Here is a 14,648-nt window from a genome sequence, read left to right as displayed (position 1 = left end):
CCTTTCTAAGGAGGCTAACCAAATATCATTAAGAACAATCCGGAGCTCAAATTAGTTCAAAAAAAATAAACAAAAATCAACACAGAATTGTTCTTATGATCTCTATTAAAAAAGATCTCATACAATACCTTCTTTTATCTTGTTATTAATCTAAATCAAATGGAAGAGCTCAGCATTAAAAACAAAGGACAGGCACGAATTTTTAATCACCCTTTTTTAGAAAGACTCAGCAAAACGCACCCCTGGGTAATTTATGCCTTATACATTCCGGTTGTTATATTTTTAGTCTACTATGTGCATTATACCTATCATTACACCATATGGCTTATGGCCTTCCTTTTTCTGGTCGCGATGTTTATATGGACGCTATTTGAATACCTAACCCATCGTTTTCTGTTTCATTTCAAGGCCAGCAGGTCTATAACAAAACGTCTGGTCTATATTTTTCATGAAAACCACCATGAATTTCCCAGAGATAAAAACAGGTTATTTATGCCGCCCCTTCCAAGCATCATAATGTCTGGAACGGTGCTCCTTTGTTTTTGCGGAATTTCTTTACTCATTTCAGGCAGTTCAGGCTACGGATTACTGTTTTTCGCGGGTTTTATTCTCGGCTACCTGATCTATGTATCGCTTCATTTCGCTATACATGCCTATCCACCACCTAAATACCTGAAGGTGCTGTGGAGAAACCATCACCTGCATCACTATAAATATCCGGACCACTTCTACGGAGTCAGCTCACCATTATGGGACATATTTTTTGGCACTAAATCTTTAAAAAGAAAAAACTAATTATAGCCTTCACCACTAAATTCTACTACACCGATGAAACGGACGGACTGCCCCAAGGGTACTTCTTCAAGTTGCGGCCACCTCTCTATTTAAGTAACTGTTCAAGCGCTGCCTGGCCCCCTTTGTTCTGATGGTTTAATTCCAGTGATTTCCTATACATCTCAATAGCTTCCTGTTTCTTTCCTGCAAAGGCCAGCGCTTCGCCGTAACTATCATACGTATTGAAACTTTGCGGGAACAGGAGCACATTAAGTTTTAATATCTCTAATGCATCCGGGATGTGGCTGGATGTTTTTCCTGCGTAAAGCAGTTGTAGCCCAAGTTCATTCATTTCATCTTCGCTTAAAGAATAATGAAGGCTGTCTGATTTGAGCGTATATAATTTAATGAACGCTGCATCTACACCCTGCTCAGTTAAAGCAATGACATAGTCACGTGTAAGCGTTTTTCTCAATATTTCTGCTGGTTGAGTATTTAGTATCCTGAGAATATTCTTTCCGATATCGAAGACGTTTGGGCTGAAAGCATTGTCAAATAGAATAAAGCTCTGCTTGCGGGTAACATTCCGGACAAACATACATTTTGCTCCTGGTACGCCACCAGTATGAAAAACGACTTTACCAAAAGTGGTATCTCGCAGTACATACCACCCAAGACCGTAACCTGCGGTACCAACGGCACTTTCTGTGCTATTGGGAATACCTTTGTTTAATTGAGTAACAGTAAAGGCTTCTTTAATACTTTCCAGTTTTAACAATTTGGTTCCATATAGTGCCTGGTCGAACCTGATCATATCAGCTATTGTGCTGTATATATTCCCCTGCCCCAATAATCCGTTTAGATTATAAGTCCGCCATCTCGTTTTTTTAATACTGTCCGCATCGATGGGTTTGGTATTAATAAACAGTGGATAATCATGATTTATAGCCTGATTTATTGGTTTGTTTTCTTTACCTGTGTAAAAATAAGTATCCGACATACCAGCAGGTTTGAAGATTTTTTCCCTTACATATACTTTAAAGTATACACCGGATATCTTTTCAACCAGCAATGCCAGTAAGCAAAAGTTTAAATTAGAATACTGCCACTTTTCGCCCGGATTAAATATTAAAGGTTGATTTAAGCTTCTCAGGAGCCGAATAATATCGGCATTATTGAAAACTTTTTCCGGGTGCTTAGCGACAGCAGATTCGAAAATACCATAGTCAGGTAATCCTGAAGTATGTGATAGCAGTTGACGAATGGTTATATTAGAATAAGGGAATTCCGGAAAATATTTAATAAAGTAATCATCCAACTTCAGCTTGCCTTTATCTCTCAATTGCAGTATGGCTGTTGAGGTAAATATTTTTGATACAGACCCTAGTGCAAAATTTGTCATCTCAGTATTTGATCTACCACCAGCGAAGTCAGAATATCCTGAAGATGATTTATAAATAGTATGGCCGTTTATCATTATTTGAGTAGCGCCATTTAATAGTTTATACTTAGATATAACCTGGAATAAACTATCTATACGCTTTGAAATATCCTGATATTGTGAGAAAGCCGTAGATGGGATTAGCAGGTAAGCTAGTAAAAGATTTTTTAAAACATTTTCCATATCAAAGTTTTTATCCAAAACTAAGGTGATATGGACAACAGTGGTGTTTAGAAAAACTTTTTAAAACCTTTAGAAAACCTTATTTTTAATTTATAAATATCAATAATGCTGATAAACAGACGATTTAGAGTAAATGCTTCGCGAAATGAAGTATTGGATCATAGAACTGGAAAGATCGTTCGGTTGGAACCCAGGTTAATGAAACTCTTGTGTCTTCTTATTGAAAATCATGGACAGATTGTCAATCGCAGTCTTATTATCGAACAAATCTGGAACGATTATCCGGGAGCAGATGAGGGCCTGAATCAAGCCATATCAGGCCTAAGAAAATTATTGGAAGACGATCAGAAAAAGATCATTGAAACACTTCCGAAGACCGGGTATTGTTTCCGTGGAGGTATTGAAAAAACACCCTTTAAACATCAAAGGAAAACGCTTAAAACAGCACATGTTCTGGCAGGTGTTCTAATACTGATTGCCATTTTGTTTCTGGTGAGATATTACCAAGCAACAGAAGCAACGATTACTGACCAATTACATCGAAAGGAAGCCCGCCATCTTTATAAGATTGATTCCGCCCGCCAGGCAGAAAGATTAAAGGCCGATAAGAAGTAATGCTGAGCATTATTTAATTTTAAGACAATTAGAATATAAAAATATCTAAATTGCCAGTATGAATTTCATATTGTTAATACTACTTAATGCAGCGATATTATTGGGAATGACCTATATATTGCCAACAGTAACCATTAAAAACTTTACGACAGCTCTATTGGTAGCCCTTGTTATTGGTCTGCTGAATGCTACAATTGGCTGGCTGCTAAGGTTCCCGCTCAATATCGTTACTTTTGGACTACTCTCCTTCCTGGTTCATCTGGTGGTTACCGCAGTCATGATAAAAATAGCAGATAAGCTATTCTCCGATTTTTACATCAAAGGTTTCATCCCTGCACTGATCATCGCCCTGGTTATGGCAATAGCAGGAAGCGTCGTTAGCTTTATCTAACTAACTGGTAACATTAGCAAAACTATAATAAACCAATTGGAAGTAGTTAGCCGGATTATAAATTTCGCTTGTTGCTTTCGATGGCTATGAACTCTGGTAAATAATTCGGGGTACACCCTTTTGATACCATCTCACCTTTATAAAGTCCTGTTTTCTCTCCAATGGTGATACACCGATTTCGGTATTGTTTTTCATAAACTCCAATCCAGCCCGCTACAAAATTCATTGCCCATTGAACTTCTGGACATTCTTTGTCAATGTTAGCTTCTATTTTAGTTAGTAATTCAGGTGTATTGGCAGGTGGTATTTGTCCTGTCCACCTTAAACGCGCCTGGTAATACCAGAATATCCGTCTCTGAAGAGTAGAAGGACTATTTTCCCATGAATCTATCAGCGAAATTGTTTTTTTGTCTTTGGTAAGTTGATTGGCCATGAACCAATCCATTAACTGATTTCGCTCGTCCAATGGATGAGTTTGCATATCCCTATCAAGCTCATTAATGAAATCTTGTGAAATGCGCTTATTGTCCATAATCAAGATGGCTAATAGTCTTGGGAAAAGATCCTTAGCCGACCATAACTCTATCGCCAGTTCGTGATCTTTTTTGATATCTTTAGCAATTTTCCGTAAATCTCCCAGTTTAGTTTTTGCGTTGATCTGACCCAAAACGTTTTCTACTTTTGAAGAGAATTTCATAACATTTTTTTTATTTGATAATGTCTTAATACGTGTATACTACCGTTTTTATTTATATAAATTTTGCTCCAATATAAACAGGACTCTTTGCATTCTATAATAATTTCAAATTTACGGTGTAATGGAACATTAGAAATAATATTTCATTTGGATTATCTTATAGCTTTGCTTTACTACATTTGCAACAGCTATGCTTGCAACCCTCCCCTTATATCTGACAATCGGTTTCCTGTTGACTACCATCATGGGAGTTGGAATGGTTTTCTTCCTGTTCAATACTGCGGCAAAACCAATTGGTAAAAGTTCTGCCCGTTCGGTTATGGTTGCTATTATCCTCTGGCTTACCCTGCAGGCGATACTAAGCTTATTGGGGATTTATACAGATTATCCAGAATCCATACCTCCGAAAATCATTCTGTTCGGTGTCATTCCAACATTGATCCTCTTTGTTATCCTCTTCATTACACGAAAAGGTAGGTTATTCATTGATAGCTTATCAATGCAAATGCTGACATACGTCCACATCATTAGAATTCCGGTAGAACTGCTGCTCTACGGACTATTTCTAAACGGAACAGTTCCTGAATTGATGACTTTTGAAGGGCGCAATTTTGATATACTGGCGGGTATTACCGCTCCGCTTGTTGGATTCTTCGGGATCGGCCAAAGCAGAATGGGAAAGTTTTCGCTTTTAGCATGGAATTTCACCGCTCTGGGATTGCTGTTAAACATTGTAATTAACGCGGTTCTTTCTGCGCCATCTCCATTTCAGCAATTTGGTTTTGACCAGCCAAACATCGCCATACTAAATTTCCCGTTCAGCTGGTTACCTACTTTTATTGTTCCACTAGTGCTATTTGCTTACCTTGCCGCGATTAGAAAATTGATTAGACACTAAGTCAATCCGAATCACAATAGAGCCCCATTTAACATAAAGTCCTGTTTTTAAATATGAAAGGTGATGAAAGTCAAATTAATTTTCTACATTTGCAGCTAATTCCTGATCTGTTAACCATAAATATCAAGGAATCATGACAGAGCAAATCTACATATCGCCCCTTTCGCTCATTGCCCAATCAGGCAGGTAAACATTATATTTTATTGTATATGTTGTCGGTTACTGTTGTAATCTTATGACTTATTTTGCCTGCTCAAATTCATTGGATTTCAATGAGCCTGTTTAAAATGGGTATATCCTTTTTCAAGGACGAATCGAAATCAAAAGTCAACATTAAAATCAATTAATTGGGAGTCCTACCGGACAAAACAAATTGATAACATTATCCGGGGTATGAGTATAAAAATCTTACCTGGAATCAGACATATAAAGCCGTATGGGCAATTTAAGAACAAAAGATTTAAGTAAAATAGGTTATCATAATGATCAGCTGCGAAGTCTGGTTATTGGTATAGCCTCCAAAAATTTCAAACACCACAGTAAAGAGCAGTTGTTGGAATTGTTGGTGAATATAAAAAACGATCCAGAAGCATTTCTGGATAATGAATTAACGGCTAAAATAGCCGAAAAAATTATAGGTAAGATCAATACACCATCTTTCAAAGCTTATGAGTTGAGGGATGAACCCGTATTTTGTAAAATCTATGGTGCAAAACATATCGAATCATCTGCTAAGCAGCAAATGCAGTTAGCTAACCTTTTACCGATCAGTGTGCAGGGCGCATTAATGCCCGACGCTCATATGGGCTTTGGGTTACCTATTGGTGGCGTGTTGGCCACCGATAATGCAGTAATCCCTTATGCAGTAGGAATGGATATTGGTTGTCGAATGGCTTTATCTATTATTGATGAGCGTGATGGTTTTATAAAACGCTTTGAATACCAGATTAAACAGGCCTTAAAAAACCATACCCATTTTGGCATGGAAGGCGGACTGGATGTAAGACAGGAGCACGAGGTTTTAGATAATCCTTTATTTAACGAGATTCCTTTTTTAAAACCTTTACGGGGAAAGGCCATAAGACAGTTAGGAACCTCTGGTAATGGAAATCACTTTGTTGAGTTTGGTGAGATTGAAATGCTACCCGATAATACCTTAGGCTTACCTGCTAAAAAGTATGTGGCCTTATTGTCACACTCAGGAAGCAGGGGTTTGGGCTCGGCTATTGCTAAATATTATACCCAAATCGCAATGAACACTTGCAAGCTTCCTCGCCACGCACAACAATTGGCCTGGCTGGATATGAACAGTGAAGCCGGACAGGAATATTGGCTTACCATGACCCTGGCAGGCGATTACGCAAAAGCCTGCCATGAGCGCATACATGCCAATTTGTTAAAAGCTTTAGGATTAAGTGCTATACAAGTTGTAGAAAACCACCATAATTTTGCATGGAGGGACATACTAGCTGATGGCAGAAAAGTAATCCTTCACCGTAAGGGCGCAACACCAGCACATCGTGATGAATTAGGTATTATTCCGGGCAATATGACTAGCCCTGCATATCTAGTGTCAGGGAGAGGTTCAGAAGATGCTTTATTCTCCGCTTCGCACGGTGCAGGTCGTTCCATGAGCCGGCAAAAAGCAAAGGACAGCATGACGGTTTCTGCCATGAAAAAGTTGCTTACCAATGCAAGTGTCAGCTTAATTGGAGGTACAGTTGAAGAGAATCCTTTAGCATACAAGGATATTGAAGCCGTAATTGCTGCTCAGCGTGAGTTGGTTGATGTTCAGGGCAAGTTTTTTCCGCGGATCGTCAGAATGAATAAGGATTAAGCTACATCTTTAATACTATGCATCCTTATAGTCAACCTCTTATTATGATTTCGATTGTGAATTTTTGAACTAACAATCCAATAAATAATAATTCCGATAACAATAGCTGTAACTATAGTTACCAAATGAATTCCCAACCAGGCATATACCCCTATCAGTATCAATATCAATCCAATCTCGAAAAAATAACGCTCGTTTTCAGTATTTCTCTGTTTTAGTATCATTAAGTTGCCAGGCCTCTTACTTATTCGTTCGATTACTTTTTTAGTTAACGTATCAACACTGTAATACTTGTCCAGGTCGGGCAGCGTAAAACAAATTCCAAACTCAAGTTCCAACGCATTCATAAACCTATAATATGCCCTAACTCCTTTGAAGCTGTTCTTCACAGAATCCTTCCGGTGCTCCGGAGACGTAAGATAATCAAGGAAGTGTGATTCCTCGAAATATGCATTAGGATCTTTTCTGCTTTTGCTGAATTGTTCTAAGATCTTGTCTTTTACCGCTGGTTCTTCCACTTGATTAAAATTACCTTAACAAGATAGCAACATCTTTGCGGTTATCAATGTAAAAGAACTTCTTGACGTAAAAAACCTCTTTCTTGTCGTTTTTACACCCTATTCTTTTTACAGTTAAGCACTACATTTGAATAGTATCAAAAGATAAAAAATTATGGCAACTATCAATCCACACATTAACTTCAACGGAAATGCAGAAGAAGCATTTATATTTTATAAATCAGTATTTGGAGGAGAATTCACAAAGATTATACGCTTTAAAGATATATCCGGCCCTGAATTTCCGGTAGCAGAAAAAGAGGAAAATAAAATCATGCACATCGCTTTACCAATCGGTAAAAACAATACGTTAATGGGCAATGATGTGCCCGAAATTTTGGGGACAGTAAATGAGAATGAGCACAGAAGTAAAATTTCAATAAGTGCAGATAGTAAAGACGAAGCTGATAAATTATTCAATGGCCTTTCGGTAGGTGGAACAATAGAAATGCCTATTGCCGATAGCCCCTGGGGTTCGTATTTTGGTATGTTTAGAGACAAATATGGCATTGAATGGATGGTGGAATTTGTGGTTGATGTTATACATTAGATTTTGTAAGGTTACAAAGCGACTCATTATATTTCTCTAAAAGAGAAATGTATTTACTCATCCAGTATTGGGCAGTGCAATTATCATATGTTTTCACTGGTGCCGTAGCTGTAATATGATGAAGATGCATATCCGCAAATTCTTCCGGAAATTCATTTGCAAAATCATGGTTTATTGCCTGCCCAATCCTGCAAATGGTTTCAAGATCCAAACACCCGCATTCAAACCAATTGTAAATAGTTGTTCTGCTAACTTGTAAAATTCGTGACAATTCGCTGATTCCAATTTTTGAACGAACAATACGTTCGATCACATCCCCTTTATTCGACTTCATAATTAGTCAATGGTTTCGATGAAACTTAATACTATTATCAACAATTCAATAGATTAGAGGGATGAGCTAATCATAGAGGAATTTAAGAAGTTTTATTGTTATTAATCGTAAAGGACTTATTAAGTTAATGTTAAATAGTGTTGATACGACTCGTCGAATAAGCAACTGCTTTTATACCGAATTATCCTTGTTTGTAGCATGCAGGGAATTACACTTAGAAAAAATTATGGGTTTTTCTTGTTAAAAATTTCTTCCATTTTTTTATCCATCGCGACATCATCTTCTCCGCCAGCGCCATAACGACCAATGATGATTCCATTCTTATCAATTAGAATTTTAGTAGGCAAGCTACTAATACCATAAGCTTCAGTGATATCTTCCGATCTGTCATAACCTTTAGCTGTCCTTTTCAACCCTCTTAAAACATGTTTCCATATCCCAATCTTATCCTGATCTACCGCCTTTTTCCATGCTGCATGATTGCTGTCATCATCAGATACACCTATAATTTCCAACCCCTTATCCTTGTATTTATGGTATAACGATAACAAATGTGGGTTACCTTTTCTACACGGTACACACCAACTGGCCCAAAAATCAATCAACACATACTTTTTACCTTTAAAATCAGCAAGGTTAAGTCTTTCTCCGTTGATGTCACTTTTAGTAAAAACCCTGGCAATTGCACCCGGAGAACCACTTTCCAGTTCAAGAATTTCCTTATACACCCCCTTACCTGTCGCGCTTTGTTTCAATCTTTCTGTCCAGGAATTGTAAATCCCTTTCGCTCGGTTATGTGAAAACGAGCCCACCTTAAAACTCATCAGATAAACTGAGACAAAAGAATCCGGATGTGAGTCGATAAATGCTTCATCAACTTTATCCATTTGCTCATTAAAAGGTTCGAATCGTTCACGTATGACTGCTGCCTTTTCAGGGTCCTTCTCATTTTTATAAGCCACCGATACAGGTTCCATTTCTTTGCGAATAGGAGCTTTTAGCCTATTCAGCCCTTCATATTCGTCGTTACTGCGGGAACCTTTCAGAACTGCATCCTTAAATGCGCCGTAATTAACGGTAAGCTCCATTTTTACGGGATCGATAAAGAAACTGGTCGTATTTGGATCATCCATATTTTTGATGTTACTTTTGCCCGACAAACTAGCCATAACAGGTTCGTTTAATTTCCCTTTGAAAGCAAATGTTCCATTTGTTATGGCCGCGCTATCGGTCTTATACTTTTTGCCAACAGGATATGAGAGGTAAACATAGCCATCCTTTTTCCCATCTATCTTTCCCTTAATGCTAAAGTCTAAAACTTCATTAGTCTGACCAAAACCTGGCAAGCCTATAAAGGCCGCCAGGGTAAAAAAAATAAGTCTTTTCATTAAATGATTATTTAATTTTTGCTATATCCCGGATTCTGCTCCCCGATAGTGGGGTTCTTTTCAAATTCTGTGTTTGGTATTGGCAGGATCATATGATTTTTATCTACAATAGCAGGCTTGATCTGCAAAGCCCTCGTTAATGGCAATCTAATTAACGAAGTCCAATCCTGACCATCTTCAAAAGAAAGGTTCCTAACCGTTTCATTATGTACTTCAAGCAGCAACTGATCCGGAGTTACTGCATTATCAATTGCAGTAAAATTAGTTACACCCGCATGTCCCATAATCGTCTTCAACAAAGCTCTTGCATCATTCAGGCTACCACCAGATCTCACAATGGCCTCCGCTTGCAGCAAATAAACTTCTGTTAGTCTTAATGCATAAGACTCTTCTACTTTAGGCCCCATATATTTCGTGATACCATCAGGAGTTGTACCTACGGTACCAATTACCCAATTTGCTCTTGGATCTCCAATCATAAGTTCCTTAAAATAATCAGTAGCCACATAATCCGCAGAGTTTCCGGAAAAATAAGTGCTCGCTTTATTAATCTGATTGGGCTTAGGTACTAAGCCTAGCATCACCTCCTGACTGGCCAAACCTTTTGTACTAAAAATATCCTTCAAATTGTTCTCTAGTACATAAGGCGAATGCAGAATAATATCCTGCGTAAGGCTAATTACCTCTGCGTAATCCCCTTCACTACCACGAAGCATCAATACCCTTGCCTTGAATGCCTTGGCCACCCACTGATTTCCATAATAATTAACACTGTTTAAAGGAGCATTCGCTATAGCATCATTCAGATCACTTAAAATCGCATCAAAACTCTCTTTTACTGTATTTCTCTTTTTCGCTATATTATTTACATTCACAAACTCAAGCCTGAGCATTACACCATAAGCACTGTTAAGGTCATAAAACTGAGCAAAATACCGTAACAGGTTATAATGTCCGTAGGCCCTCAAAAGACGGGCTTCGGCAATAACTTCTGCTTTTTTGTTTCCCGAAAACTTCTGATCAGGAACTACTTTCACCTGATCAATAACACCATTTGCAGCATTTATAAGGCTGTAAGCATTGGTCCACATCGTCACAACATTATAATTGTCGGCCGCTATTGTGCTATTTTCTTCAAATTCATTACTCCCAAAAGAGGGCATACTAACCCCTGCCAGTATACTTGGATGCACCTCATGATTATTCGACCACAAAATACTGGGCGTACCAAAATCATCCCCACCTTCTGCCAGGCGCAGATAAACTCCATTTAATGCAATTTGCGCACTCTTTTGATCTACAATAGCATTTCCTTCCACTTTTGCCTGACCTGGCAAAGCGTTTAATTCTTTTTTACATGACCCCAGCACAGCTATCGCGGCTATAAAAGCGAGGACTATAATTAATCTTTTCATCAGTTAATTCTTAATTATTAAAAACTTAAACGAACTCCAAAAGTGTAGGCCTTTACCGTTGGGAAAGTACTGACGTCCCGACCTCCTCCGATTACACTTCCAGGGTCATCACTAACTTCCGGGTCAGGCCCCGGATAAGAGGTTATAGTAAACAAATTGGTTCCCGTAGCAAATACGCTCATATTACTGATATTTAACTGTTTTAGTAATGCTGGTGGCAAACTATATCCTAATGTGAGCGACTTTAATTTCAGATAAGACGCGTCGTACACATTGGCATCTGTTAACATCATTGTCTGACTAAACAATAACCTTGGACGGGTAGCATCCGGATTAGCAGCACTATAATGATCCAATAAGCGAACTCCTCTATTGGCAAGACTGCTCATATTTAAATCACCCACGTCTTTCTGATACATCAGCTTTCCACCATAAGAGAAGGTAAATAAGGAAGTCAGGCTAAAACGTCCATATCCAAAAATATTGGTGTAACCACCGAAAAATTTAGGAGCCGCTTTTCCAATGATATCCTTTTTCCGGGTACCATCACTTCCTATCACATAAGACAAATCGCCGATATTAACGAGCGGCTGGAATAATTTGTAACCTTTAAACGCCGCTTTATAAGCGTCTAACTGTTCTTGTGTACGAATAACACCGGCAGAAACCATACCGTATAATAAACCCAGCGGCTCGCCTTCCTGAACAATACTTGTACCCAAATTTAAGGCATTGCGGTTATTGACAACAGAAAATGGCCCTCCATCAATATTTAACACCTTTGACAGGTTACGGGAAACATTAAGTGCCCCGTTCCAGCTGAAACGTTTGGTACGAACATAATCTCCATTTAACTCCATCTCCAATCCGCGGTTCCGTATTTTCGCAATGTTGTAAATTACACTGGAATAGGAAGAACTTGGCGCCGGGGTAATGTTTAGCAATGCCCCGTCTGTTATTTTATTGTAATACCCGAAAGTACCGCCCAACCTGCCATTAAAGAAGCTAAAGTCCAGTCCAAGATCCTGCTGCGTGGTAGACTCCCATTTCATGTTTGCATTGCCAAGCTGAGTAGGCAGCAAAGCATTCAATCCCGCATAAGAATCAGGTGTATAAAACGTACGCCACAAATTATCACCAATACTCTGCGTTCCGGTACTACCAGCACTTACACGGAGTTTGATTTCGTTAATCCATTTCACATCCTTAAGAAAATTCTCCTCAGAAATACGCCATGCAACAGCTCCGGAAGGGAAATAACCGACCTGATTACCCGGACTAAATTTTGAAGAAGCATCAGCTCTTCCGGTAAAAGTCAGTAGGTACTTATCTCTGAATACATAGTTTGCCCGGACATAAAATGACAACAATGAACTTTGCCCCGACGGGTTAGCCCCTCTTACGCTTAAAGGAATTGCAGCAGAGCTCAGGTTATTCAGGAAATCATCATCCGGAAAACCCCTGCCTGTTGCTGAAAAGAAATCTGTACGGTTCTTTTCCCATGAAGTTCCTCCCAGCACATTTAACCTGTGATTTTCATTAAATGTTTTATTCCAGGTAAGGGTATTTTCAATAAAAGTACTCAAACTATTGGAAGTAGATTGTGAACCCAATCCGCCTCCGGAACCTTCCCTACCGTAAAAACCACCAATATCTACATAACTTGGCGTATAATTTAACTGGTTATAATTACTGTAATTGGCAGAAAAAGTACTTTTAAATTTCAGATCTTTCAGGATATCGTACTCGGCCGACAAGGAGCCCATCAAGGTATAATTTTTTGCAAGGTTGGTAGTTGATGCTACCGCCATAGGATTCTGATAGCCATTATAATCAGTACTTAATAGCCCCAGGTTAGCAAAAGAACCATCTTCATTATAAACATGAAATGTCGGTGCTGCAGTTAAGGCCTGGCCATAAGCTCCGCTGGTAATATTGGTTTTAGTAAATCCATAATTTAAATTGGCGATCAGTTTTAAACGACTGGTCACCTCATTATCCAAATTCATCTTTCCTGATAGCCTGTTAAAATCGGAACCCACAACTGTACCAGTCTGATCCGTATAATTTAACGAAGTATAATAGCGCGACCCTTTCCCTCCACCACTTATGGAAACATCGGCATTATGGGTATAGGCATTTCTCAAAACCAGATCCAGCCAATCTGTATTTGCATTACCAAAAAAAGAAGGATCGTTTATGATGCTCAAAGCTTGTTTTGCAGCACTGGTGGTAAGTGGTAAATTCAATCTCCGTCGTTCAGCAATAAATGTTGTTGCTGCTTCTTTTAAAGCTGATTTGTACTGATCTGCATTAAGTACTTTTTCTTTATTAGGGGTATTTATCCCTGTGTAATAGTTAACGCTCAATTGTGGGCTGGAGTTTTGTTTGCCTTTTTTCGTTGTAATGATAACCACACCATTTGCTGCCTTTGAACCATAAATTGCAGTTGCCGAGGCATCTTTAAGGATGTCTATAGATTCAATATCTGAAATATTTAATCCCGCCAGGTTGTTCAATCCACGGGAAAATGCACCAGAAACACTATTGTTAGGATCTTCACCATAATTGGCAGATTCAATGGGGTTAACAATGTCCGACTGGGCATTTATAAAACTATTGCTCACAATCACTGGTATACCGTCAATCACATACAAAGGATCATTGGTGCCTAATAAAGATGATCCACCCCTGATACGTATCCTCACCGCCCCACCAGGAGAGCCATCAGCTTTAATCACCTGAACTCCGGAAGATTTACCTGAAAGCGCATCATCCACACTCATAAAAGGTACATCTTTAATCTCCGCAATTTTTACGGAGGAAACCGAACCTGTCAGGTCTTTTCTTTTCATAGTACCATATCCCACAACCACCGTTTCTTCCAGCTTATTCTGGCTCTGCTGCATGGTTACCGTCATTGATTGTCGGGCCGGAAGTTCTCTGCTTTCATAACCTACATATGAAAAAATCAATATTGCATGATCAGGTGCAGTGATATTAAACTCACCTTGTTCACCTGAAATAACAGGCCTTCCGGAACCATCCTTTATCTTAATACTTACTCCTGGCATTGCTCTTCCATTTTCATCAAGCACACGGCCACGAACATCAACAGCAGAAAAAATACGGTTGATTTTATCAAGAAAAGAAGGCTCCTTTTTTGAAATCACAACAGAGTTTTTGTCTACAGAATAATCAAAGGGCTGGTTTTTGAACACCTCTTCAAGAACAACCTTTAGGTTTGCATCTTTTACCGTTATGGTAACTGGTTTCGCATTTTTTAAATTGGTTGTGGTAAACAAAAAATCGTACCCGGTCTGAGTTCTTATCTTATCCAGCACCTGTTTAATAGGTGTATTTTTTTCAGATAAAGTTACTTTCTGTGCATAGCTCCCTGCACTTACCTGCAGGATAACTGTGATTAAGAGTAAAGTGGTCAAATTAACTCGCATAATCCATTTTCTTTTACTGGTTGTAAGTGCCCGACTGATTGCCAGGCGCTTAGCCAAGTAAATTCTAGAAATACAGCATGAAGGCTGCATCAATCTTTTTGTGTAAAAATTGT

General features: G+C 38.7%; 13 protein-coding genes. 6 read left to right on the top strand and 7 right to left on the bottom strand.

The genetic code is table 11. The features are described from left to right. Window positions 1-159: 159 nt before the first annotated feature. Window positions 160-795, top strand: coding sequence for a sterol desaturase family protein (locus tag R2Q84_RS24780; protein WP_316819302.1), 636 nt, complete (start codon window positions 160-162; stop codon window positions 793-795). An 85-nt stretch (window positions 796-880) separates the two neighbouring features. On the opposite strand, the gene R2Q84_RS24775 is transcribed toward R2Q84_RS24780, so the two are convergent. Beyond that, entirely contained in the window at window positions 881-2,398 is a 1,518-nt protein-coding gene (locus tag R2Q84_RS24775; RefSeq protein ID WP_316819301.1) for a serine hydrolase domain-containing protein, read from the bottom strand. A gap of 105 nt (window positions 2,399-2,503) precedes the next feature. Between R2Q84_RS24775 and R2Q84_RS24770 the strand changes: the two genes are divergently transcribed. Together R2Q84_RS24770 and R2Q84_RS24765 are read left to right on the top strand one after the other, a co-directional pair. Beyond that, complete coding sequence (locus R2Q84_RS24770; RefSeq protein ID WP_316819300.1) at window positions 2,504-3,013, top strand: helix-turn-helix domain-containing protein; 510 nt, start codon at window positions 2,504-2,506, stop codon at window positions 3,011-3,013. Between the two features lie 58 nt (window positions 3,014-3,071). Next, entirely contained in the window at window positions 3,072-3,404 is a 333-nt protein-coding gene (locus R2Q84_RS24765; protein ID WP_316819299.1) for a phage holin family protein, read from the top strand. 55 nt (window positions 3,405-3,459) lie between these two features. On the opposite strand, the gene R2Q84_RS24760 is transcribed toward R2Q84_RS24765, so the two are convergent. Continuing rightward, complete coding sequence (locus tag R2Q84_RS24760; protein WP_316819298.1) at window positions 3,460-4,101, bottom strand: DNA alkylation repair protein; 642 nt, start codon at window positions 4,099-4,101, stop codon at window positions 3,460-3,462. A gap of 190 nt (window positions 4,102-4,291) precedes the next feature. Between R2Q84_RS24760 and R2Q84_RS24755 the strand changes: the two genes are divergently transcribed. Together R2Q84_RS24755 and R2Q84_RS24750 are read left to right on the top strand one after the other, a co-directional pair. After that, entirely contained in the window at window positions 4,292-4,999 is a 708-nt protein-coding gene (locus R2Q84_RS24755; protein WP_316819297.1) for a hypothetical protein, read from the top strand. 436 nt (window positions 5,000-5,435) lie between these two features. Further along, window positions 5,436-6,836: an RtcB family protein gene (locus R2Q84_RS24750; RefSeq protein ID WP_316819296.1), complete on the top strand. Its 1,401-nt coding sequence runs from the start codon at window positions 5,436-5,438 to the stop codon at window positions 6,834-6,836. Here the strand turns inward: R2Q84_RS24750 and R2Q84_RS24745 are convergent. After that, a complete protein-coding gene (locus tag R2Q84_RS24745) occupies window positions 6,833-7,354 on the bottom strand; it encodes a hypothetical protein (protein ID WP_316819295.1) in 522 nt (173 codons plus the stop codon). The genes R2Q84_RS24750 and R2Q84_RS24745 overlap by 4 nt on opposite strands. Window positions 7,355-7,508: 154 nt before the next feature. On the opposite strand from R2Q84_RS24745, the gene R2Q84_RS24740 reads away from it, so the two are divergent. Further along, window positions 7,509-7,943 carry a VOC family protein gene (locus tag R2Q84_RS24740; protein ID WP_316819294.1) on the top strand — a complete coding sequence of 145 codons (435 nt, stop codon included), beginning with the start codon at window positions 7,509-7,511 and terminating at the stop codon, window positions 7,941-7,943. Here the strand turns inward: R2Q84_RS24740 and R2Q84_RS24735 are convergent. The 4 genes from R2Q84_RS24735 to R2Q84_RS24720 form a co-directional block, all read right to left on the bottom strand. After that, complete coding sequence (locus R2Q84_RS24735; protein WP_316819293.1) at window positions 7,933-8,277, bottom strand: hypothetical protein; 345 nt, start codon at window positions 8,275-8,277, stop codon at window positions 7,933-7,935. The genes R2Q84_RS24740 and R2Q84_RS24735 overlap by 11 nt on opposite strands. Before the next feature lie 224 nt (window positions 8,278-8,501). Continuing rightward, window positions 8,502-9,665, bottom strand: coding sequence for a TlpA disulfide reductase family protein (locus tag R2Q84_RS24730; RefSeq protein WP_316819292.1), 1,164 nt, complete (start codon window positions 9,663-9,665; stop codon window positions 8,502-8,504). An 11-nt stretch (window positions 9,666-9,676) separates the two neighbouring features. Next, window positions 9,677-11,080, bottom strand: coding sequence for a RagB/SusD family nutrient uptake outer membrane protein (locus tag R2Q84_RS24725; RefSeq protein WP_316819291.1), 1,404 nt, complete (start codon window positions 11,078-11,080; stop codon window positions 9,677-9,679). Between the two features lie 17 nt (window positions 11,081-11,097). After that, entirely contained in the window at window positions 11,098-14,535 is a 3,438-nt protein-coding gene (locus R2Q84_RS24720; protein ID WP_316819290.1) for a TonB-dependent receptor, read from the bottom strand. Between the last annotated feature and the right edge of the window lie 113 nt (window positions 14,536-14,648).

It is taken from the genome of Pedobacter nyackensis (assembly GCF_032678475.1).
GTDB classification, from domain to species: domain Bacteria; phylum Bacteroidota; class Bacteroidia; order Sphingobacteriales; family Sphingobacteriaceae; genus Pedobacter; species Pedobacter nyackensis_A.
The sequence above is the reverse complement of the archived record's forward strand: the minus strand, read 5'-3'. Positions and strand labels throughout refer to the sequence as shown.

What these genes read in the sequence shown, in the direction of transcription:
- R2Q84_RS24780 (WP_316819302.1), top strand. Translation starts at nt 160, where the DNA reads ATGGAAGAGCTCAGCATTAAAAACAAAGGACAGGCACGAATTTTTAAT.
- R2Q84_RS24775 (WP_316819301.1), bottom strand. Translation starts at nt 2,398, where the DNA reads ATGGAAAATGTTTTAAAAAATCTTTTACTAGCTTACCTGCTAATCCCA.
- R2Q84_RS24770 (WP_316819300.1), top strand. Translation starts at nt 2,504, where the DNA reads ATGCTGATAAACAGACGATTTAGAGTAAATGCTTCGCGAAATGAAGTA.
- R2Q84_RS24765 (WP_316819299.1), top strand. Translation starts at nt 3,072, where the DNA reads ATGAATTTCATATTGTTAATACTACTTAATGCAGCGATATTATTGGGA.
- R2Q84_RS24760 (WP_316819298.1), bottom strand. Translation starts at nt 4,101, where the DNA reads ATGAAATTCTCTTCAAAAGTAGAAAACGTTTTGGGTCAGATCAACGCA.
- R2Q84_RS24755 (WP_316819297.1), top strand. Translation starts at nt 4,292, where the DNA reads ATGCTTGCAACCCTCCCCTTATATCTGACAATCGGTTTCCTGTTGACT.
- R2Q84_RS24750 (WP_316819296.1), top strand. Translation starts at nt 5,436, where the DNA reads ATGGGCAATTTAAGAACAAAAGATTTAAGTAAAATAGGTTATCATAAT.
- R2Q84_RS24740 (WP_316819294.1), top strand. Translation starts at nt 7,509, where the DNA reads ATGGCAACTATCAATCCACACATTAACTTCAACGGAAATGCAGAAGAA.
- R2Q84_RS24735 (WP_316819293.1), bottom strand. Translation starts at nt 8,277, where the DNA reads ATGAAGTCGAATAAAGGGGATGTGATCGAACGTATTGTTCGTTCAAAA.
- R2Q84_RS24730 (WP_316819292.1), bottom strand. Translation starts at nt 9,665, where the DNA reads ATGAAAAGACTTATTTTTTTTACCCTGGCGGCCTTTATAGGCTTGCCA.
- R2Q84_RS24725 (WP_316819291.1), bottom strand. Translation starts at nt 11,080, where the DNA reads ATGAAAAGATTAATTATAGTCCTCGCTTTTATAGCCGCGATAGCTGTG.
- R2Q84_RS24720 (WP_316819290.1), bottom strand. Translation starts at nt 14,535, where the DNA reads ATGCGAGTTAATTTGACCACTTTACTCTTAATCACAGTTATCCTGCAG.